Here is a 19526-nt window from a genome sequence, read left to right as displayed (position 1 = left end):
AAAACAGAAAGCAATCCAAATTTCTTTCAGCAAAAAATACTGTCCACCTCAAACCTCACAAAAACAAATAGCATCAATTTGCCATTAGTCAAGAAATTTGATGACGAATATTTTCCAAGACTTGGGTCATGGTTTGGATGCCGTACGGCATTGACCTTGCGTCGAGGTGCGCCGGTCCTGCAAGTAGCGCTGGATGCTGCTACGGCAAGAATTACCGAAACACCCAAAACGTCCGCAGATTCATGGTGGAGCACTGCAGTACGAACTTTAAATTTGATAGGGGCTTTATGGCCTGGATACGTAATGGCGTACCTAAAACGCTCGGAGAAGCCGTCAATGATTGGCTGCTGCGCGATCGCGCCCCCCCTGAACGTCCCATGGGCATCAGGCCCAACACTCTGGATGTTCAAATGGGCGTCCATGTGTACGGCAGGATTAGAATCGGCGACAGGCCACGATTTGAGCTCACCTGTTACCAGCCCGTCTCATAATCGTGGTCTGCCTTCGTTTTTTTTGAATCTGTGGCCGTCCGAGCGTAACTGCCCCCCGTGACGCCTGTAGCGCGGAAGAACAGAGGAAATCGCCGACCCTTTCCTTCCGCCCGTTTAGGGAAGAGCCGGATTCGCAGCGAAATCCGTAGGGATATTGAGAAAGGAATGCCAAGCATCTACAGCATCATGATGCCGCTGGGCAGCATCCTCCCAAAAAGGACCGGATACCTCTTTCGCAGAAACCAGCATCATCATTTTTATCGTCGCAGCGTCTAGCTCTTTGAGAAGCTCATGGGATGTGGCCCTGAATTCTTCGAACGACGTCATTCCATTTACCTCGGGGCGGAGTTCACCGCAATTGAGAAATACATATTTCTCTATGAGTGGAGTCCCCCGGGCGACAGCAATTCCAAAAGGTCGGACCGCCGGTAAATTCATTTCGTAGCCGCCTTTAACCGGCTCCGGGCGACCTATAAGTCGCCCGTCTTCATTATTCCGCCGCCTGCGCACGCAATTATCTTCCAATTACATCCGTGACATCACAACCATCGCGTAACGATGTAGCCAGCAATTTACAAAAATCAGTCAGCACCACCGTGTCTATTGATGATCATCGCGACCGCTTGCACCGGAGAAATCAGAGCTGTGTCTATGCAAAACGTAGCTTCATTCCACGGCTCATATTCGTGATCCAGTACCGACTGCCAGGTGGGTGGCGTCAACCCGGGAATATCAACCATCCTTGTTTCAACCCGACGCCGATGTTCATCTTTATCGGAGCAAATCACTTGGATGTTTGCCAATCGACAGCTCGCCTGTGAGGCTATTTCGCTCCACGCGATTCGACTTTCGAGGACGGGATTGACGCAATCAACGATGACTGTTCGACCCAAACGAAGGTTGCTCAGGGCCAGCTCATTGGCGACCATGTAACCACTGCGCCCCACATCTTGCGCAAGAGCGCCCGAGTTTCGAATCGCCTGCTCAATCGTATCGATCCGCAGGTACACGGCGCCTGTTGTAGCGGCGAGATCATTGGCGATAGTCGTTTTTCCGGTGCCGGGAAGGCCGCTGAAGACGATGAGCATTCCATGTCCTTCGATTAATGAGCTAATCCAGTGTAGGCGGCAGTCGGTTATGCGGCAGCGATTGGTCGATTTCACTCGCTCGCCACGTCGACAGCGGGATCAACATTTCTTTAATGGAACCAGGGGCACCACGATTTTAAAACTCGTACTGAACGCAATCTTTCACATCCCTTTCACAGCCGAGCGCCTATGGTCATCTCAGCTCCTAGTGAAACCCTTTCAGCCCGGCCTCCCCAGTCGGGCTTTTCTTTGCGTGCCAAAGGTAGGTCGACGCCTAGAAACCGGTGACAATCCACGATGTTGAGTTTATCTGTAATCAGTCCGTCCCATAATCGTGGTTTTCTCCCGCTTTCCCCTGGGGCTAAAGCACTGCCACTTCCAGCTTTGGCCAGTTAAATTTGTAGTTGAGAGGAGGCAGCTCGAAATGCTGGGCCAAATAGAGGGCCAACATCTCCCCTTCTTTTGCATAGGCGGCTGACTTATCGAGAGTCGGACACCAGCTAACCCAAAGTGTGTCCAAAGGGAAAACGGTTTCGAAAGAGGCGTAATTAAACCGCCAGCCCGCCATATGCCCTGAGACTCCGGGATTCCTTGCGCAGCGCACAAACGCAGCAAGACGCCGCCGTAAATTGTCCGATTCGCCAATAGTCAAGATACCGTGCTCGTCGGAACCGACAGCCCGGCGAATCTCGTGGTCTGCACAGATTATGTAGGCGCCGGGTGCCGCCGGTGCATTGAGGAAATGCTCAGTCAGCCTAAGCCACTCGGGTTCCCAGCCTTGCCAATTATCGACTTTCATCGCTTGCCTCCCATTGCTAAGTAGCAGAACGATATCACGACTTGCATGGGCTTGATAAAACGCCAACAGACTGGCCAGGCATCCACCAAGGACAAAAGCCCAGTGGTTGGCGGGGATGGAACTGGGGGACAGACTACGGTTCTAGCCCCTTGCAATCGGCCCGTTTCATATCGTGTCTGTCCCATTTTCCTTCGCACTTCAATGAAGAACCCTGCGACTCTCCCCGATCCTGATCCTGTCGAGCGCCCTGTTTAAAGCGTCCAAGGCATCGAGCAGGGCTTTCGCCTCAGCCTCCCGACCATCGCCCCAGAGGCGTTCAGCCATCTTGTTCAGTGCCTGGATAGAGCGCTCAATGTCAGCAGCCGTCGCTGCTTTGCTTTCCTGCTGTTTCTTTGGCATTGATTAACCTTCCTCGGGCCCGTTGTTTCATCAGCTTCGACGCGATTACATCACACGCCAGAACACTACGCAGGTGTCCAGACCCGGCTAACGGCCAACCGTTCGCGCTCTCGGTACAAGACTGGGCGACAAGGTTTCGAGCAAAAAAGAAAACTGGGAACACACCACAATTTTGAGCTCACTTGCAATCGGCTCGCCCCACGATCGCAGCCTTACGATTTTTCCATACGCAGCTATGCTCCCAGTTCGGAGAGTTGGATAGCTAAGGACCACTCTCACAAGACACCAGCGTTCGTGACCTGTCGTGGTATCGATCATACTGGAGCCTTGGTCTACTCCACCGGTGATCAGGCGTTCAACCATGAGTCAGCTAAGGTTCTTGGAGTCCGAAAAGTAATACCTCCTGGAGATCGCACATATGGAATTGATGAAAGACAAACCTAGAATCGCAATAGTTTCTCTGGACTTGCCTAGCAGAACACAAGGAAGAGATGTAAGTTGGAAATGCTCATTTGCCATTAACAACCCCACATCAGATGGATATCTAGTACAAAAAGTCACCATTACAACAAGAGAATTCTCATTGGTAGACAAAGTCTTTATAGAAAAAACCCCAAACAAAACTATAACCTACTGGGAATCATGGAAAGTTTTCAAGGGGAACCAGGCCGCAAGAAACTACAGCGACACGGGCTCTTGTCTAGTCCGAGACTTTAACGACTTTTATCACTTTCCGTCCGCATCACCTCGCACTCGAAAAATAGAGTACGTTATCGGCCACCTAGAATTCTATACAGGAAATCTAACTGAAGACTTCAAATCAGGAAACGATCAAACGTTCGCTGGCCCAATACCATCCACCACCACCAAGCCCCATGACTGGCCCGAAACGCGCCCCCCATTTCATAACATGTATGTATGCCACCTTGAAAATGACGAAACCATTGTCGCCACATACGCAGAAGAACTAAAGCTTTTTCATTTCAACAGCCTCAACGATATGAAAATAATCTCCGGCTTGCAACCGAAAGATATAATAAGCTACTTCAAAACTTCAAACGGAGACATTGAAAAACTAGAATAGAGGACTAGCCACGCACTAAAAACTAGAACAGACCACGATTTTGAATTCATCTGAATCTCATAATCGTGACCTGTCCCCGTTTTCCCTGTTACCTATCCGCTTTCCGAAAGATCAACAGCGGCGTGCATCAGATTGACACCGCCCCGGTCATCGCCGCTGATTAGCCAGGATCGCATTACTTGGCTTTTGCGCTCTTGATATCACTGATGATTTCCTGAGAAATAGCCTGAACCTGCTCTTTGGTCATAGCCGACATGACACCTTCCCAAGCCGACGACGACGTGTCATAGGTACGAGTTCCAATCAGGCGGCCCGATTTCAAGTCCGAGTAATCTGCACTGGAATTGACCCACGCATTTCCCACCATGACCCCGGCTCCGTAGCGAGCACCTGGGGTCAGGTAACGGAAATTGGTCACGTTGATCTTGATACCGACACCGTCCTTGCCGTCGAGGCTTGATGCCTGAGCCTCTTTAAGGCTGTAGCCGGCGCGAGTCGCTTCGACGTGCAGGGCGTCATTCCACTCTTGTTTCAAGCGAGGCCAGTCCTCGTTTTGTTGAACCTTGCTATTGCCTTGAAAGTTTACGACCAGGTTCTGCTTGGCTGACTCCTGAATGACGAGCGTTTCAGTCCCGCCGCTTTTTACAGAGGCAGCGCATCCGCTCAACATCAAAACAGCTGCAGCGCAGGACAGCGTAATCGAAAGCTTGGATGTGCTCATTGAATTTCCATATCCACAAAATCGGTTGAGAGAGGCGTTAAATATCCCGCCGAGCCAGATGGGCCCGCAGGCTGGACGCGCAGAATTTAGCACCAATACTTCGCTGCTACGAGGCAAGGACGAGGTCAGCAAAGACTGGCGACAGACCATGGTTTGAGTTCACAGGTCATGGGCTGCCCCCATTTTCTTCCCTACCCCACCACCCCGGGACGACCAGCATCAGCATCTTGACTTCCAGTATCCAACTGGATACGGCCCACTCATGAATTATCTCATCCAGCAAACGCAGACGTTCACTGCTTGGCATTCATCGGTCCGTGATCTGCGAACAAAAATCGCTATCGCCCGCCGCATTGATCGCGCCGCAGCAGGAACCTGGGCGATGTGAAACCTGTCGGTGATGGTATTTCAGAGTTGCGTGTGGATGTAGGCGCTGGCTACCGGGTCTATTTCACCATGCGCGGTGGAGTGGTCATCGTGCTACTGGCGGGTGGTGACAAGTCTTCACAGAGTGCTGATATCCGGCGAGCGAAGAAATTGGCAAAGGAGATTTGAACATGAGCCAACACCTGACGACATTTGACATGGCGGCACTACTCGATAGCGACGAAGCCATCAGTGAATACCTTTCCCAAGTGCTGGCTGACGGTGATAGCGAGGAGTTTCTCCGAGCGATCGGCTATGTCGCCAAGGCCCGCGGCATGGCGCAGATCGCCAAGGACTCTGGCATGGGGCGAGAAAGCTTGTACAAGGCGTTCGCACCCGGATCAAAGCCGAGATTTGACACCGTACTCAAGGTCATTCATGCGCTAGGCATTGATCTTCATGCGCAGCCTGGGCATGCAGCTAATCATTCACCTGCCTGACGAACGGATTAGACACCGGGACAAACCACGATTTTGAGTTCGCTTGTAAAATCGGTCGGTCTCATAATCGTAGTCTGTCCCTGTTCTCCTCTTATGAAACGGGGCGGCTTATAAGTCGCCCGTCTTCATTATTCCGACGCCTGTGCCCGCAATCGTCTTCCAATCACATCCATGACATCACAACCATCGCGTAACGATGTGGTCAGCAATTTACAAAAATCAGTCAGCACCACAGTGTCTGAGCTGATGTCCGAGCGAAACGCGATATTTTCCAAGACTTGGGTCACCGTGCGGATGCGGTAATCGGCGGTTTCGAAAAGGACGTCCAGAGGCGCTTCGGTGTCGATGAGCAGGGTCGCGGGGATGCAGTCGATGCCGGTGATGGGCATGTATCGGGGCATGAGCAGTACCTTCATTCAATTGATTTAGGAGCAGGAGCTTCTGCGCTTCATTCAATCGAGTCGCCAAACCCGAATCGCCATCTGTGCGCTGAGAATTTTTTCATCCTTTTTTCCTTTCTCATTCGACTTGACCAGCAAACGAAGCAGTGAGCACCGGCAGAGAACGGCCAGAAGTGAACGCCTGACATGCCCCCCCGACCTTCACATCGCCTTGGAAGCGATCGCACGTGCCAACCCAAAACGTGCCTTGAGCAAACGCGGCTAGGCGCGTTCACGGCGCTATAGTCGACTCTATTGCCGACCGTACTTCCAGGAGCCTTTTCCAAGTGTCTGACATGTCGACCAACTTCGCTTACGCAAAACGCTTCAACGCCGTCCTCGCCTACATTAATGAGAATCTCGAAGGTGATCTGTCGGTGAATACGTTGAGCCATGTGGCGAACTTTTCGGCATTTCACTTCCATCGACAATTCACCGCGTTCGTAGGCGTGCCTGTTTCACGTTATGTGCAACTGATGCGATTACGACGCGCGGCGCATCGCCTTGCCGCAGCTGCTGATCACTCGGTACTGGAGGCCGCACTCGGTGCCGGCTTCGAAAGTCCGGAGGCTTTTTGCAGGGCGTTCAGGCGGGCGTTCGGTATGACGCCGAGTGCGTTCAGGAAAGAGCCGAACTGGCAGGTCTGGAATGCGGTGTTCGCAATCCCTCATTTTTCCAGGACTATCATCATGCAAATACGAATCGTGCAATTCCCTGAAGTCAGGGTCGCAGCATTTGAACACTGTGGGCCCGCCGGGCTCGTCAATGAGAGCGTGCGTAAGTTCATCGAGTGGCGTAAGCAGAGCGGACAGTCGCCGGTGGCGTCGAGTCGCAGCTTCGGCATTCCCTATGGCAACCCCGACACGACACCCGCGCAAGCGTTCCGCTTCGCAATCTGCGGCGAGATTCACGAAGCCGTGGCGCCGAATGAGTTCGGCGTGCGCGAAATCGTCATTCCCGGCGGTCGCTGTGCCGTGGCGCGACATGAGGGGTCACCGGATCACATCGGCGAAACGATCTATCCGATTTACCGCGATTGGCTTCCTGGCAGTGGAGAAGAACTTCGTGACCAGCCGCTGTTCTTCCATTACTTGAGCATCTATCCCGAGACACCGCAGGATCACTGGCAAACTGATGTGTATGTTCCGCTGCAATAGCGGAGCAAGCAGTTTTCGACCCTGAACTGACGTCGATGAATGTCCGTTCAGGGTTGTGGATTCAACCGGTCGACGCAACACAGCTGAGAGGCACCCGCTTACATCCATCAACTGCAAACAGCTGGTCTGCGCGATGCTCGTTTTGCTCGTCAGTTCATCCAGGTAGCTGTGCCTGTGCCGAGATCAGTAGGGTCCATCGTCATTTCAGAATAAAAGTGGCCTGCATGGCCCGGGCACTGCTCGAACCAAACAACACACAAGTGTTGTATTAACACAGAAATGTTGTAGAGTGGACTCATCCAAGCAACCAAGCGAAGTGATGAAGCTCAGCGAGCTCAGACGATGGTTGAAGACCCAAAGGATGGCCTTCGAAGCAGGCAAAGGAAGCCACTTCAAAGTCCTCCCACGGCAACAAGGCTACCTCGCGGATCACAGTTCCAAGGAAAAGCCGGAACCGACCGGTAAGGCGATCATTAAACAACTGGGCTCTGAAGAGCCCTTTCACCACGCCTGAGCACTGGACTTCACCTCCAAGGAGTGACGATGTACGACTATCCAATCCGATTCGAACAGGACGTTAGCGCCCCGGGCGTTGCCGTGTTCTGCCGCGACCTGCCAGAGCTGAACAGCTACGGCGATGATCGGAAGCACGCTATCCGCGAAGCCCTGGACGGGATTGAATCCACCCTCTCCATCTACGTCGATGAGCGCCGCTCGATTCCGCCGGCGTCCGCCCCGCTGGAAGGCGAACACGTTGTTCATCTACCTGCGGTGACCGTGGCGAAGATCGCGCTTTGGAACACCATGATGGAGCGAGATATGCGAAAGGCCGACTTGTGCCGACTGCTCGGTGTGCATCAGGCCCAAGGCGATCGCTTGGTCGACTTTCTTCACACCTCCAAAATGGATCAGGTCGAGCGCGCCCTGGATGCTCTTGAACTCTACGTTGATGTCAAGGTAATGAGCCAGAACCCAACCAGATTGTTGATTCGCCAAATTCAAGAGCCGACGGCCACCCGTTACCTCGTGCATCTTGCAAATAAAGGCTTGGATGAATTGAGCCTGCCAATTGGACTGGCACAGGAGTACGCCGCCGTTCCACCAAAGCTCGCAACCGTAGTTCTAGACGGTGACGACGATAAGTTCTGGTGGCTCAGTGAAAGTTCTGAACGCCTCAGCAACTTTGGCTGGGACGCTTTTAGCCTTGCGAGGCTGAAACATGAAGACCTGGGCCCTACTCATGACGAGGATTTGAAGCAACAAAAAACCCAGCGTGGCTGAAAACGAAAAGGCCCCGATTACTGTAGAGGCGCCTATGCCTCTCGTTATCCGCCGCAACGCAAAAGCCCCGATCCAAGTCGGGGCTTTTTCGTTTCTGCCAGACGCAAAACCCGCTCGACGGCGGGCTGTGCTTATCAGTTTTTGCAGACCACCTGCGGAGGCGCAGCAGGCGTCAGCTTTTGGGGAATCACAATCGAAGAGCCAGGCAAAGTGGTAAGTTCGAGAACCGCCAACATGCAAATCAGCGCTTGCTCGCCATCTTTGCTTGGTCTGCTATCCACCCCTACCACAGCTTCGTAGTCTTTCCCGGGTTCCAGCTTGTAAACGAGCGCCTGATCACCACAGGTCCGGTAAGAGCTGCCATTGCCCGCAATGGTCGCGCCTCGGGTTGCAATTTGGAATGGCAGATCGGTCCTGACGCGATACTCGGTCACGACCTCTTTGTAAGCCCCTTCCCCCATCCGAATTGCAGGGACGTACTGGATAAGACTGGGCCAAACTCTTTTCGGTATGCCAATGCTCGCCGACTTCTGGGGATACTGCGGATAGTTGATGCTCGCCGTACCGTCCTGCCCGAAACGTCCGGCTTCAGCCATCTTATGCCGGGTAGCAGGCGCACAACTGCCGACGATGCTGTCTCCATACACATCGGAGTTCGTGATAACGCGAACACGCGCCACGCCCTCTGATTGAGCAGGCTCTTCGTATGGAACTGAAGGTATCCCAGAGCAACCCGCAAGTGCTAAAGCAAGAAGAGTGACGGAAGTGACAACCCGCATGACCATGTCCTTATGTGTAAAACCAACAAAAAAGGGCCAACCTCTCGGTTGACCCTTCTAGACCGCCCAGCAGAGCGGATTTTGTTTGGTAGGCGCGATTGGACTCGAACCAACGACCCCCACCATGTCAAGGTGGTGCTCTAACCAACTGAGCTACGTGCCTGCTGTGAGGCGGCATTCTACGGAATTCCGGAGGGGTGTCAACACCTTTTTTTCACCTAACCCTATGAATATGCAAAATATTTAATTTCGCCGATGCGACGAAGACTTGGCGGTGGCTGGCGGCCGATTTTTATCTCGGGTAGGATCGCTGCATTCGTAAAAAATATAAAACAGAGGTTGCAGAATGGCGAACACATCCTATCCAGCGTCCTATTACGCCGCGTCGGCCAACCCCACTCCTCCGCGCCCTACCCTGCAGGATGACGTCGAGACGGATGTGTGCGTGATCGGCGCTGGTTACACCGGCCTGTCCTCTGCACTGTTTTTGCTGGAGAACGGTTTCAAAGTCACCGTGCTTGAGGCGGCGAAGGTCGGCTTTGGGGCTTCGGGTCGCAACGGTGGGCAGATCGTTAACAGTTATAGCCGCGATATTGATGTGATCGAACGCAGCGTTGGCCCTCAGCAGGCGCAGTTGCTGGGCAACATGGCGTTTGAGGGTGGACGGATCATTCGTGAGCGGGTGGCGAAGTATCAGATTCAGTGTGATTTGAAGGACGGCGGCGTATTCGCCGCCCTCACCGCTAAACAGATGGGCCACCTGGAGTCGCAGAAGCGCTTATGGGAGCGTTTCGGGCATACCCAGTTGGAGTTGCTGGATCAGCGGCGTATTCGCGAGGTGGTGGCTTGCGATGAGTATGTGGGCGGCATGCTCGATATGAGCGGCGGGCATATTCATCCGCTCAACCTGGCGCTGGGCGAAGCGGCGGCGGTGGAGTCGCTGGGTGGGGTAATTTATGAGCAATCGCCAGCGGTGCGCATCGAGCGTGGTGCCAGCCCGGTTGTGCATACGCCACAGGGCAAGGTCAGGGCCAAGTTCATTATCGTGGCGGGCAATGCTTACCTGGGCAATCTGGTGCCAGAGTTGGCGGCCAAGTCCATGCCTTGCGGCACGCAGGTGATCGCCACCGAGCCGTTGGGCGATGAACTGGCTCATAGCCTGCTGCCCCAGGATTATTGCGTCGAAGATTGCAACTACCTGCTCGATTACTACCGCCTGACCGGCGACAAGCGCCTGATCTTCGGGGGCGGCGTGGTATATGGCGCGAGGGATCCGGCGAACATTGAGGCAATCATTCGCCCCAAGATGCTCAAGGCATTCCCGCAGCTCAAGGATGTGAAGATCGATTACGCCTGGACCGGAAATTTCCTGCTGACGCTGTCGCGTCTTCCACAGGTCGGGCGGCTGGGGGATAACATTTATTATTCCCAGGGCTGCAGCGGCCATGGCGTGACGTATACGCATCTGGCGGGCAAGGTTCTGGCTGAGGCGCTACGGGGTCAGGCTGAGCGTTTTGATGCGTTTGCGGACCTGCCTCACTACCCTTTCCCTGGCGGTCAGTTGTTGCGTACGCCTTTTGCGGCGTTGGGGGCTTGGTATTACGGGTTGCGGGATAAATTGGGGTTCTGAAGCCACCAACACCAAGGGCTGCTTCGCAGCCCAGCGGGAGCAAGCTCCCTCGCCACAGCATCCAACATATGGATTGCAGTACACCAAAAACAAAAAACCCCGGTCTTTCGACCAGGGTCTTTGCTATCGATTAGAAGTAGCTTTGCAGCTTTCTTCTTAGCTTCAAGGCGTTCAGTGGGCCTCAAAGCAGATATGGCGCAGCGGACGGGACTCGAACCCGCGACCCCCGGCGTGACAGGCCGGTATTCTAACCGACTGAACTACCGCTGCGTATCGCTATGGACTTGCGTCCAGTTAACTCGTCTGACCCAACCCTTTGAGCTTGGATCTCGAACCAGGCGAACCTGCTTCGGAAAATATGGCGCAGCGGACGGGACTCGAACCCGCGACCCCCGGCGTGACAGGCCGGTATTCTAACCGACTGAACTACCGCTGCGCGTCGGTGGAGGCTTTTGACAGCTTCCGTCTTGCTTTCGCAAAACTCTCGTAAAACATGGTGGGTGATGACGGGATCGAACCGCCGACATTCTGCTTGTAAGGCAGACGCTCTCCCAGCTGAGCTAATCACCCTTTGCTTCGTTGAGGCCGCGAAATTTACGCAGGTACCGAAGCTAAGTCAATAGCAGGGTTGGGTTTTTTTCAAAAACAGCTTCGAGCGGCAAGCTTCAAGCTACAAGTCAGAAGCACCAACACCGCATAGTCGCTTGCAGCTCGCCACTTGCAGCTGCTCCTCACTCATAAATCATTTTCTTGGTCATGCCGCCGTCCACCACGAACTCCTGCCCCGTGACAAAACCGGCGTTGCGCGACAACAGCCACGCCACCATCGCCGCCACGTCCTCTACCGTGCCTACCCTGCCCGCTGGATGCTGGGCGTGATCGGCGTCGGTCAGCGGCTGCGCACGACGCTGTGATGGATCGCGCGCGTCGATCCAGCCAGGGCTGACGGCGTTCACCCGGATCTCCGGCCCGAGGCTGATGGCCAGGGCATGAGTCAGGGCCAGCAAGCCGCCCTTGCTCGCCGCATAGGCTTCGGTGTCAGGTTCCGATTGCGCAGCGCGGGTCGAAGCCAGGTTGACGATGGCGCCGTTGTGAGCGCGCAGATACGGCGCGCAGTGCTTGGCCAGCAGCATCGGCCCACCCAGGTTCACCGCCAGGACCCGATTCCAATAAGTCAGGTCCAGGCTTTCCAGGGTGATGTTGTGCGGGTCGGCGATGGCCGCGTTGCACACCAGCGCGTCGAGCCGCCCGAACTGCCCAAGCACCTCGGCGATACCGGTGGCGACCTGCGCCTCGTCCGCCACGTCCATGGCAATGAACCAGGCATTGTCGCCCAGGGTCTTCGCCACCTTGGAACCGCGTTCGCGATCCAGGTCGGTCAGCACCACCTGCCAGCCTTCACAGATCAGCCAGGCAGCGATGCCCAGGCCGATGCCCCGTGCGGCGCCCGTAACCAGGGCAACCCGGCCATGAGTGCCGCTCGGTGGCGTTGCCAGCTCGATCACAAGGCCGCCAACCCGCGGGCCAGGTCGGCTTGCAGGTCAGCCACGTCTTCCAGGCCGACCGCAACGCGGATCAAGCTGTCACGAATACCCGCCGATTCACGCTCCTGGGGCGACAGGCGACCGTGGGACGTGGTGCTCGGGTGGGTGATGGTGGTCTTGCTGTCACCCAGGTTGGCGGTGATGGAAATCAACCGGGTCGCGTCGATGAAGCGCCAGGCACCCTCCTTGCCCCCCTTGACCTCAAAGCTCACCACCGCGCCGAAACCGCGTTGCTGACGCAAGGCCAGGTCATGCTGCGGATGGCTCTTGAGGCCGGCGTAATGCACCTTCTCGATGCCATCCTGCTGCTCCAGCCACTCGGCCAGGGCCTGGGCATTGGCGCAATGGGCTTTCATGCGCAGACCCAGGGTTTCCAGGCCCTTGAGGAAGATCCAGGCGTTGAACGGGCTGAGGGTTGGCCCGGCGGTACGCAGGAAGCCCACGACTTCTTTCATTTGTTCGCCACGACCGGCCACCACGCCGCCCATGCAACGACCCTGGCCGTCGATGAACTTGGTGGCCGAATGCACCACCATGTCCGCGCCCATTTTCAGTGGCTGTTGCAGCGCCGGGGTACAGAAGCAGTTATCGACCACCAGCATGGCGCCCTTGGCGTGGGCGATTTCCGCCAGCGCGGCGATGTCCACCAGCTCGGCCAGAGGGTTGGAAGGCGACTCGACGAACAGCAGCTTGGTATTGGCCTTGATTGCCGCATCCCAAGCAGACAGGTCCGCCAGGGGCACGTAATCGACTTCCACGCCAAAGCGCTTGAAGTACTTTTCGAACAGGCTGATGGTCGAGCCGAAGACGCTGCGCGACACCAGCACGTGGTCGCCAGCGCTGCACAGGCTCATCACCACGGCCATGATCGCGGCCATGCCGGTGGCAGTGGCCACCGCTTGCTCGGCGCCCTCCAGGGCGGCGATGCGCTCCTCGAAGGCCCGCACGGTCGGGTTGGTGTAGCGCGAGTAAACGTTGCCCGGCACTTCGCCGGCAAACCGTGCGGCTGCATCGGCAGCGGTACGGAACACGTAGCTGGAGGTAAAAAACATCGGATCGCCATGTTCGGCTTCCGGTGTACGGTGCTGACCCGCGCGAACCGCCAGGGTATCGAACGCTACGCCTTCAAGGTCGCTGTCCAGCCGACCGGCATCCCAATCCTGACTCATGCTGTCACTCCTGAAATCGGTTTAAACGCAAACCGGCCCCTCAGGGCCGGTTGGTTAATCAATTGTTGTACAGATCGATGATCGCGCTGACCGCCTGAGTCTTGGCCTTGGACGCATCGTTACGTGCGTTCTCGATCTTGTTCAGGTAGGCCTCGTCGATGTCGCCGGTGACGTACTTGCCGTCGAATACCGCGCAATCGAAGTGCTCGATCTTGATCTTGCCGCCACCGACCGCTTCGATCAGGTCCGGCAGGTCCTGGTAGATCAACCAGTCGGCGCCGATCAGGTCGGCCACATCCTGGGTGGTACGGTTATGAGCGATCAGCTCATGGGCACTCGGCATGTCGATGCCGTAGACGTTAGGGTAGCGCACGGCCGGGGCCGCAGAGCAGAAATACACGTTCTTGGCGCCGGCTTCACGGGCCATCTGAATGATCTGCTTGCACGTGGTGCCACGGACGATGGAGTCGTCCACCAGCATCACGTTCTTGCCGCGGAACTCCAGTTCGATGGCGTTGAGCTTCTGGCGTACGGATTTTTTTCGTGCAGCCTGGCCTGGCATGATGAAGGTCCGGCCAATGTAGCGGTTCTTCACGAAGCCTTCGCGGAACTTGACGCCCAGGTGGTTCGCCAGTTCCAGGGCCGCGGTGCGGCTGGTGTCCGGGATCGGGATGACCACGTCGATGTCATGGTCCGGACGCTCGCGCAGGATCTTGTCGGCGAGTTTCTCACCCATGCGCAGGCGGGCCTTGTAGACCGAGACGCCATCGATGATCGAGTCCGGACGCGCCAGGTAGACGTGTTCGAAGATGCACGGGGTCAAGGACGGGTTGGTCGCGCACTGACGGGTGTGCAGCTTGCCGTCTTCAGTGATGTAGACCGCTTCGCCCGGGGCCAGGTCGCGAATCAGGGTGAAGCCCAGCACGTCCAGGGACACGCTTTCGGAGGCAATCATGTATTCGACGCCTTCATCGGTGTGGCGCTGGCCGAACACGATCGGACGGATGCCGTGGGGATCGCGGAAACCGACGATGCCGTAGCCGGTGATCATTGCCACCACCGCGTAGCCGCCCACGCAACGGTTGTGCACGTCGGTCACGGCGGCAAATACGTCTTCTTCGGTCGGCTGCAGCTTGCCGCGCTGGGCCAGCTCGTGGGCGAACACGTTGAGCATCACTTCCGAGTCGGAATTGGTGTTGACGTGGCGCAAGTCAGATTCGTAGATCTCCTTGGCCAGTTGCTCGACGTTGGTCAGGTTGCCGTTGTGCGCCAGGGTGATGCCGTACGGCGAGTTGACGTAGAACGGCTGGGCTTCAGCCGACGTCGAGCTGCCCGCGGTCGGGTAGCGCACGTGGCCGATACCCATGTGGCCGACCAGGCGCTGCATGTGGCGCTGGTGGAACACATCACGCACCAGGCCGTTGTCCTTGCGCAGGAATAACCGGCCGTCATGGCTGGTCACGATACCGGCAGCGTCCTGGCCGCGGTGCTGGAGCACGGTTAGCGCGTCATACAGCGCCTGATTGACGTTCGACTTACCGACGATACCGACGATGCCACACATGCGACGCAACCCCTACTTAATGGATCTGAACTGAACAACACTTACTGCGGCGTTTTGGCCGTCGGCAAGAGGTGTTCCTTGAACGGTATTTCAGCGGGTACGCTGATACCGCTGGCAAGCCACTGACTACTCCAACCCAGGATCAGGTTTTTGGACCAGTCTGCGACCAATAGAAATTGTGGCACGAGCCGGGACTCCTGCCACCACGTATCCTGCTGTACCGGCCCCAGGCTCAAGAGCCCGACGGCCACGACCACCAGCAACGCGCCACGCGCCGCGCCAAAGGCCATGCCCAGGAACCGGTCCGTCCCGGAAAGCCCGGTGACGCGAATCAGTTCGCCGATCAGATAATTGATCATTGCGCCAACCAGCAAGGTGGCGATAAACAAGATGGCACAGCCCGCGATCACGCGAGCCGACGGAGTTTCGATGTATCCGGCGAGGTACTGGGACAGCGAACCACCAAACATCCAGGCTACGACTCCCGCGATGATCCAGGTCAGCAGCGAGAGGGCTTCCTTGACGAAGCCGCGACTCAGACTGATCAATGCGGAGATGGCGACGATCGCAACGATCGCCCAGTCAACCCAGGTAAATGGCACGGTGCAGCCTACAGACGGATAAGGCGGCGCATTTTAGCAGAGCGCAGGGCTGTCGGTAAGCTGCACGATTCAAATCAGCCAAATCGCTGTCAGCCGCGCTCTGGCTGGAAGCGCACCACAAAACCCTTGAGGTTCTGCTGGCGGCTGAGCAGATCACGCAGGCGATCGGCTTCGGCGCGCTCGATCAGCGGCCCGACAAACACCCGGTTCTTGCCATCGGCGGAACGGATGTAGGCGTTGTAGCCCTGGCTGCGCAGGGTTTTCTGCAAGTTCTCGGCACTTTCGCGACTGGTCAGGCTGGCCAGCTGCACCGACCAGCTGACCGACAGGCCATTGGCATCCACGCGGCTCTGCGCGGTGTCAGGCTTGGTCGTGGCGGCGGTAATCGGCTGGCTTGGGGCAGGTTTGACCGCTGGAGCGGCCGGAACGGGAGCTGGAGCCGGAGCGACTGACGGCTTGGTCGGTGCGGCAGGCGCTGGCGTTGCGGGCGCAGGCGCAATCGGCATCGACGGCGCCGATTGCTCGGCCAATTCCTCGTCGCTCGGGACAGGTTCCTGAGGCAACGCCTGGGGCTCGGGCACCGCCACTGGCTCGACTTGCACCGGCGGCACCGAAGGCGCCTGGGGCGCGGCCGGCGCGTCGACCGTGACCTGGCGTTGCTCGTCCTGACGGGAAAACAGCATCGGCAGGAAAATCACCGCCAGGGCCACCAACACCAGGGCCCCGACCATGCGCTGCTTGTACGCCTTATCCAGCAATGCCATCTGCAGCCTCCTCCGTGGAGCGCCGGGCCAACCATTGAAGGGCCTCGGCAACACAAAAAAATGATCCGAACAGCAGGATTTCATCATCGGCCGTCGCCAGGGCGCACTGCCCTTCCAGCGCGGCGGCCACGCTAGCGTAGGCCTGCACTGAAGCGCCATGGCGCTGCAAGGCTTCCTGCAACTGCGCCGCGGTACGCGAGCGCGGCGAATCCAGTGGCGTCACCGCCCAATGCTGGACACTAGCACCCAACGCCTCGACAACGCCATCCAGATCCTTGTCGGCCAGTAGCCCGAACACCGCCAGGCGCTGCCCCACCACGGGTCGCCGTGCCAGGCGCTCGGCCAGGTACTGCGCCGCATGGGGGTTATGGCCGACATCCAGCAACAGGTTCAGACGCTTGCCTTGCCAGTCGAACTGACGACGATCGAGGCGCCCGACCACACGGGTCGCCTGCAGCGCCTGGACGATTTGCCCGGCATCCCATGGCAAGCCCAGCAACAGGTAGGCCTGGAGCGCCAGCGCGGCGTTTTCCATCGGCAGGTCCAGCAAGGGCAGATCGTGCAACTCCACTGGATTGCCCTGCAAGTCGCTGCCGCGCCATTGCCAATGCTGCTCGGTCATCGCCAGGTCGAAATCCCGCCCGCGTAGAAAGAACGGGCAGCTCAATTCGCGCACCTTGTCCAGCAACGGCTGGGGGGGATTGAGATCGCCGCAAAGCGCAGGCGCGCCCTGGCGAAAGATGCCGGCCTTCTCGAAGGCCACGGATTCGCGGGTATCGCCCAGGTAATCGGCATGGTCCACACCAATGCTGGTGACCAGTGCAATGTCGGCGTCCACCAGGTTGACCGTATCCAGCCGTCCGCCCAGGCCGACCTCCAGTACAACCGCATCGAGACCGACACGGGCAAACAACCAGAACGCCGCCAGGGTGCCCATCTCGAAATACGTGAGGGTTGTATCGCCTCGCCCGGCTTCCACCGCGGCAAAGGCTTCGCACAGCTGGACGTCAGTGGCTTCGACGCCGTTCACTTGCACCCGCTCGTTGTAGCGCAGCAGGTGCGGCGAGCTGTAGACACCGACGCTCAGGCCCTGGGCCCGCAGCAGCGAAGCCACGAAGGCGCAGGTCGAACCCTTGCCGTTGGTGCCAGTAACAGTGATGACCCGGGGCGCCGGCTTGGACAGCCCCATCCGGGACGCTACCGCTTGCGAGCGCTCCAGCCCCATGTCGATGGCCGATGGATGCAACTGCTCGAGGTAGGCAAGCCAGTCGCCCAGGGTGCGTTGGGTCATAGTCCGGCAGGCACTGGCGGAACCACGATCGGCTCGATCGGTGCGGCGACGAATTTCGGCGTCGGCAGCCCCATCAGTTGCGCCAGCAGGTTGCCCAGGCGCGGACGCAACTCCTGACGATGGATGATCATGTCGATAGCGCCGTGCTCCAGCAGGAACTCACTGCGCTGGAAGCCTTCCGGCAGTTTTTCACGCACGGTCTGCTCGATCACGCGCGGGCCAGCGAAGCCGATCAAGGCTTTCGGCTCGCCGACGATCACGTCGCCCAACATGGCCAGACTGGCGGAAACGCCACCGTAGACCGGGTCGGTCAGCACCGAGATGAACGGAATGCCTTCTTCGCGCAGACGCGCCAGCACCGCGGAGGTCTTGGCCATTTGCATCAGGGAGATCAGCGCTTCCTGCATCCGCGCACCGCCGGAAGCGGCGAAGCAGATCATCGGGCAACGGTTTTCCAGAGCGTAGTTGGCGGCACGAACGAAGCGCTCACCGACAATGGCACCCATGGACCCGCCCATGAAGGAAAATTCGAAGGCCGATACCACCACCGGCATGCCCAGCAGGGTGCCACTCATGGATATCAGCGCATCTTTTTCGCCGGTCTGCTTCTGGGCAGCGGTCAGGCGATCCTTGTACTTCTTGCCGTCGCGGAATTTCAGACGGTCCACTGGCTCCAGGTCGGCACCCAGCTCAACACGGCCTTCTGCATCGAGGAAAATGTCGATACGGGCACGCGCACTGATGCGCATGTGATGGTTGCACTTGGGGCAAACGTCCAGGGTCTTTTCCAGCTCGGGGCGGTACAGCACCGCTTCGCAGGATGGACATTTGTGCCACAGACCTTCAGGCACCGAGCTTTTCTTCACCTCGGAACGCATGATCGAAGGGATCAGTTTGTCTACCAACCAGTTGCTCATGCTTTCTTTCTCCAGTACCGGCGGCCCGAACGCTTTGGTTCGCGGCCCCGCGTATGCCCTTGAGCTAAATTCATTGTGCGGCGAGTCGAGGGGCCGCCACGGTCAGTGCAAAACATGACCTGCGTGCAACCCAACCTTCCTCAGCCATCCCGGCAACCGCACGGCGGCTACCACTTCGCTATCGGCCCACCCGGAGGCGGCACCGGCCTGCTTTGTACAGTGCAGGTATGGACGGCGGCAGTCTGCCAGCCGTCACATTGACGACTGGCTGCTGCGCACAGCGGCCATGAATGCACGAATCTTTGCAGGGTCCTTGATGCCCTTGCTCTGCTCCACACCTCCGCTCACGTCCACCGCGTAAGGGCGAACCTGGCGAATGGCCTGGGCCACGTTGTCCACGGTCAGGCCACCAGCCAGGATGATCGGCTTGTCCAGGCCTTGGGGCACCAGCGACCAATCGAACGCTTCGCCGGTCCCTCCGGGAACGCCTTCCACATAGGTGTCCAGCAAAATGCCGCTGGCACTGGCGAACGCTGCGCAACTGGCGGCGATGTCATCCCCGGCCTTGACCCGCAACGCCTTGATGTACGGGCGATGCCAGCCTTCGCAATCGGCCGGGGGCTCGTCGCCATGAAACTGCAACAAGCCCAGCGGCACCGCATCAAGTATTTCGCCCAACTCGCAACGACTGGCATTGACGAACAGGCCCACGGGCGTCACGAACGGCGGCAAGGCCTGGATAATCGCTCTCGCCTGCTGCACCGTCACCGCGCGCGGGCTCTTGGCGTAAAACACCAGCCCGATAGCATCGGCCCCGGCCTCGACAGCCGCCAACGCGTCCTCGACGCGGGTAATCCCGCAAATCTTGCTGCGAACGACCGGCATGGTGGGTAAAACCTCAGGCAAATCCGTGAAAGTCCCGGATGGTAGCAAATGCTGC

19 protein-coding genes, 4 tRNA genes and 3 pseudogenes are annotated in these 19526 nt (G+C 57.7%); 7 read left to right on the top strand and 19 right to left on the bottom strand.

The features are described 5' to 3' along the window. Positions 1–149: 149 nt before the first annotated feature. A pseudogene (locus BLT00_RS32245) lies at positions 150–356 on the top strand (DUF6434 domain-containing protein); the annotation flags it as partial. A 249-nt stretch (positions 357–605) separates the two neighbouring features. On the opposite strand, the gene BLT00_RS25075 reads toward BLT00_RS32245, so the two are convergent. The 4 genes from BLT00_RS25075 to BLT00_RS25060 form a co-directional block, all read right to left on the bottom strand. Continuing rightward, positions 606–929: a hypothetical protein gene (locus BLT00_RS25075; RefSeq protein ID WP_371856977.1), complete on the bottom strand. Its 324-nt coding sequence runs from the start codon at positions 927–929 to the stop codon at positions 606–608. A gap of 143 nt (positions 930–1072) precedes the next feature. After that, positions 1073–1579, bottom strand: coding sequence for a P-loop nucleotide/nucleoside kinase family protein (locus tag BLT00_RS25070; protein ID WP_092149310.1), 507 nt, complete (start codon positions 1577–1579; stop codon positions 1073–1075). Between the two features lie 361 nt (positions 1580–1940). After that, positions 1941–2378 carry a hypothetical protein gene (locus BLT00_RS25065; protein ID WP_092149307.1) on the bottom strand — a complete coding sequence of 146 codons (438 nt, stop codon included), beginning with the start codon at positions 2376–2378 and terminating at the stop codon, positions 1941–1943. A 198-nt stretch (positions 2379–2576) separates the two neighbouring features. Further along, positions 2577–2777 carry a hypothetical protein gene (locus BLT00_RS25060; protein WP_072339873.1) on the bottom strand — a complete coding sequence of 67 codons (201 nt, stop codon included), beginning with the start codon at positions 2775–2777 and terminating at the stop codon, positions 2577–2579. A gap of 418 nt (positions 2778–3195) precedes the next feature. Between BLT00_RS25060 and BLT00_RS31525 the strand changes: the two genes are divergently transcribed. Beyond that, the gene (locus BLT00_RS31525) at positions 3196–3861 is read left to right on the top strand and encodes a hypothetical protein (protein ID WP_139199635.1); all 666 of its coding nucleotides are present in this window, start codon (positions 3196–3198) and stop codon (positions 3859–3861) included. Positions 3862–4036: 175 nt separating this feature from the next. On the opposite strand, the gene BLT00_RS25055 is transcribed toward BLT00_RS31525, so the two are convergent. Next, the gene (locus tag BLT00_RS25055; protein WP_092149304.1) at positions 4037–4582 is read right to left on the bottom strand and encodes a DUF4410 domain-containing protein; all 546 of its coding nucleotides are present in this window, start codon (positions 4580–4582) and stop codon (positions 4037–4039) included. 262 nt (positions 4583–4844) lie between these two features. Here BLT00_RS25055 and BLT00_RS25050 point away from each other — a divergent pair. Both BLT00_RS25050 and BLT00_RS25045 read left to right on the top strand, forming a co-directional pair. Then, positions 4845–5137 (top strand): annotated as a pseudogene (locus BLT00_RS25050) (type II toxin-antitoxin system RelE/ParE family toxin). Positions 5138–5139: 2 nt separating this feature from the next. Next, positions 5140–5448, top strand: a complete 309-nt coding sequence (locus tag BLT00_RS25045; protein ID WP_038858737.1) for an addiction module antidote protein — start codon at positions 5140–5142, stop codon at positions 5446–5448. 128 nt (positions 5449–5576) lie between these two features. Here BLT00_RS25045 and BLT00_RS25040 read toward each other — a convergent pair whose 3' ends face one another. Further along, positions 5577–5849 (bottom strand): hypothetical protein, encoded by a 273-nt coding sequence (locus tag BLT00_RS25040; RefSeq protein WP_092149346.1) that lies wholly within the window; start codon positions 5847–5849, stop codon positions 5577–5579. Positions 5850–6175: 326 nt separating this feature from the next. Here BLT00_RS25040 and BLT00_RS25035 point away from each other — a divergent pair, with 326 nt between their 5' ends. Together BLT00_RS25035 and BLT00_RS25025 are read left to right on the top strand one after the other, a co-directional pair. Continuing rightward, positions 6176–7045 carry an AraC family transcriptional regulator gene (locus tag BLT00_RS25035; protein ID WP_092149301.1) on the top strand — a complete coding sequence of 290 codons (870 nt, stop codon included), beginning with the start codon at positions 6176–6178 and terminating at the stop codon, positions 7043–7045. A 543-nt stretch (positions 7046–7588) separates the two neighbouring features. Then, positions 7589–8005, top strand: a pseudogene (locus tag BLT00_RS25025) (type II toxin-antitoxin system HicB family antitoxin); the annotation flags it as partial. 455 nt (positions 8006–8460) lie between these two features. Here BLT00_RS25025 and BLT00_RS25020 read toward each other — a convergent pair. After that, complete coding sequence (locus tag BLT00_RS25020) at positions 8461–9105, bottom strand: hypothetical protein (RefSeq protein WP_092149295.1); 645 nt, start codon at positions 9103–9105, stop codon at positions 8461–8463. Positions 9106–9191: 86 nt separating this feature from the next. Continuing rightward, positions 9192–9268 (bottom strand) — tRNA-Val (locus tag BLT00_RS25015). Between the two features lie 183 nt (positions 9269–9451). Here BLT00_RS25015 and BLT00_RS25010 point away from each other — a divergent pair. Continuing rightward, on the top strand, positions 9452–10735 hold the full coding sequence (locus tag BLT00_RS25010) for an NAD(P)/FAD-dependent oxidoreductase (protein WP_092149292.1): 1284 nt from the start codon (positions 9452–9454) through the stop codon (positions 10733–10735). 193 nt (positions 10736–10928) lie between these two features. Here the strand turns inward: BLT00_RS25010 and BLT00_RS25005 are convergent. From BLT00_RS25005 to BLT00_RS24955, 11 genes are all read right to left on the bottom strand, one after another. Further along, positions 10929–11005: transfer RNA gene (locus tag BLT00_RS25005), tRNA-Asp, on the bottom strand. A gap of 89 nt (positions 11006–11094) precedes the next feature. Beyond that, positions 11095–11171, bottom strand: a tRNA-Asp gene (locus BLT00_RS25000). 58 nt (positions 11172–11229) lie between these two features. Continuing rightward, a tRNA-Val gene (locus BLT00_RS24995) sits at positions 11230–11305 on the bottom strand. Between the two features lie 161 nt (positions 11306–11466). Continuing rightward, the gene (locus BLT00_RS24990) at positions 11467–12240 is read right to left on the bottom strand and encodes an SDR family oxidoreductase (RefSeq protein WP_092149289.1); all 774 of its coding nucleotides are present in this window, start codon (positions 12238–12240) and stop codon (positions 11467–11469) included. After that, positions 12237–13448 (bottom strand): O-succinylhomoserine sulfhydrylase, encoded by a 1212-nt coding sequence (locus BLT00_RS24985; protein WP_063320320.1) that lies wholly within the window; start codon positions 13446–13448, stop codon positions 12237–12239. The genes BLT00_RS24990 and BLT00_RS24985 overlap by 4 nt, the downstream gene beginning before the upstream one ends. A gap of 58 nt (positions 13449–13506) precedes the next feature. Next, positions 13507–15012 carry an amidophosphoribosyltransferase gene (gene purF / locus BLT00_RS24980; protein ID WP_003203840.1) on the bottom strand — a complete coding sequence of 502 codons (1506 nt, stop codon included), beginning with the start codon at positions 15010–15012 and terminating at the stop codon, positions 13507–13509. Between the two features lie 41 nt (positions 15013–15053). Beyond that, on the bottom strand, positions 15054–15614 hold the full coding sequence (locus BLT00_RS24975) for a CvpA family protein (protein WP_030142022.1): 561 nt from the start codon (positions 15612–15614) through the stop codon (positions 15054–15056). Between the two features lie 89 nt (positions 15615–15703). Then, on the bottom strand, positions 15704–16378 hold the full coding sequence (locus BLT00_RS24970) for an SPOR domain-containing protein (RefSeq protein WP_092149287.1): 675 nt from the start codon (positions 16376–16378) through the stop codon (positions 15704–15706). Continuing rightward, positions 16362–17669, bottom strand: coding sequence for a bifunctional tetrahydrofolate synthase/dihydrofolate synthase (gene folC / locus BLT00_RS24965; RefSeq protein WP_092149284.1), 1308 nt, complete (start codon positions 17667–17669; stop codon positions 16362–16364). Before folC ends, BLT00_RS24970 begins: the two co-directional genes overlap by 17 nt. Next, the gene (accD, locus tag BLT00_RS24960) at positions 17666–18586 is read right to left on the bottom strand and encodes an acetyl-CoA carboxylase, carboxyltransferase subunit beta (RefSeq protein WP_058546590.1); all 921 of its coding nucleotides are present in this window, start codon (positions 18584–18586) and stop codon (positions 17666–17668) included. Before accD ends, folC begins: the two co-directional genes overlap by 4 nt. 252 nt (positions 18587–18838) lie before the next feature. Then, positions 18839–19471, bottom strand: a complete 633-nt coding sequence (locus tag BLT00_RS24955) for a phosphoribosylanthranilate isomerase (RefSeq protein WP_092149281.1) — start codon at positions 19469–19471, stop codon at positions 18839–18841. Between the last annotated feature and the right edge of the window lie 55 nt (positions 19472–19526).

This window comes from Pseudomonas sp. NFACC51, assembly GCF_900103575.1.
Taxonomy (GTDB): Bacteria; Pseudomonadota; Gammaproteobacteria; order Pseudomonadales; family Pseudomonadaceae; genus Aquipseudomonas; species Aquipseudomonas fluorescens_Q.
This window is presented reverse-complemented; position numbering and strand designations above follow the sequence as displayed.

Bases quoted from the DNA above. Each gene is read 5' to 3' on its own strand.
- BLT00_RS25075 (WP_371856977.1), bottom strand. From the start codon at position 929: ATGAATTTACCGGCGGTCCGACCTTTTGGAATTGCTGTCGCCCGGGGG.
- BLT00_RS25070 (WP_092149310.1), bottom strand. From the start codon at position 1,579: ATGCTCATCGTCTTCAGCGGCCTTCCCGGCACCGGAAAAACGACTATC.
- BLT00_RS25065 (WP_092149307.1), bottom strand. From the start codon at position 2,378: ATGAAAGTCGATAATTGGCAAGGCTGGGAACCCGAGTGGCTTAGGCTG.
- BLT00_RS25060 (WP_072339873.1), bottom strand. From the start codon at position 2,777: ATGCCAAAGAAACAGCAGGAAAGCAAAGCAGCGACGGCTGCTGACATT.
- BLT00_RS31525 (WP_139199635.1), top strand. From the start codon at position 3,196: ATGGAATTGATGAAAGACAAACCTAGAATCGCAATAGTTTCTCTGGAC.
- BLT00_RS25055 (WP_092149304.1), bottom strand. From the start codon at position 4,582: ATGAGCACATCCAAGCTTTCGATTACGCTGTCCTGCGCTGCAGCTGTT.
- BLT00_RS25045 (WP_038858737.1), top strand. From the start codon at position 5,140: ATGAGCCAACACCTGACGACATTTGACATGGCGGCACTACTCGATAGC.
- BLT00_RS25040 (WP_092149346.1), bottom strand. From the start codon at position 5,849: ATGCCCCGATACATGCCCATCACCGGCATCGACTGCATCCCCGCGACC.
- BLT00_RS25020 (WP_092149295.1), bottom strand. From the start codon at position 9,105: ATGCGGGTTGTCACTTCCGTCACTCTTCTTGCTTTAGCACTTGCGGGT.
- BLT00_RS25010 (WP_092149292.1), top strand. From the start codon at position 9,452: ATGGCGAACACATCCTATCCAGCGTCCTATTACGCCGCGTCGGCCAAC.
- BLT00_RS24985 (WP_063320320.1), bottom strand. From the start codon at position 13,448: ATGAGTCAGGATTGGGATGCCGGTCGGCTGGACAGCGACCTTGAAGGC.
- purF (WP_003203840.1), bottom strand. From the start codon at position 15,012: ATGTGTGGCATCGTCGGTATCGTCGGTAAGTCGAACGTCAATCAGGCG.
- BLT00_RS24970 (WP_092149287.1), bottom strand. From the start codon at position 16,378: ATGGCATTGCTGGATAAGGCGTACAAGCAGCGCATGGTCGGGGCCCTG.
- folC (WP_092149284.1), bottom strand. From the start codon at position 17,669: ATGACCCAACGCACCCTGGGCGACTGGCTTGCCTACCTCGAGCAGTTG.
- accD (WP_058546590.1), bottom strand. From the start codon at position 18,586: ATGAGCAACTGGTTGGTAGACAAACTGATCCCTTCGATCATGCGTTCC.
- BLT00_RS24955 (WP_092149281.1), bottom strand. From the start codon at position 19,471: ATGCCGGTCGTTCGCAGCAAGATTTGCGGGATTACCCGCGTCGAGGAC.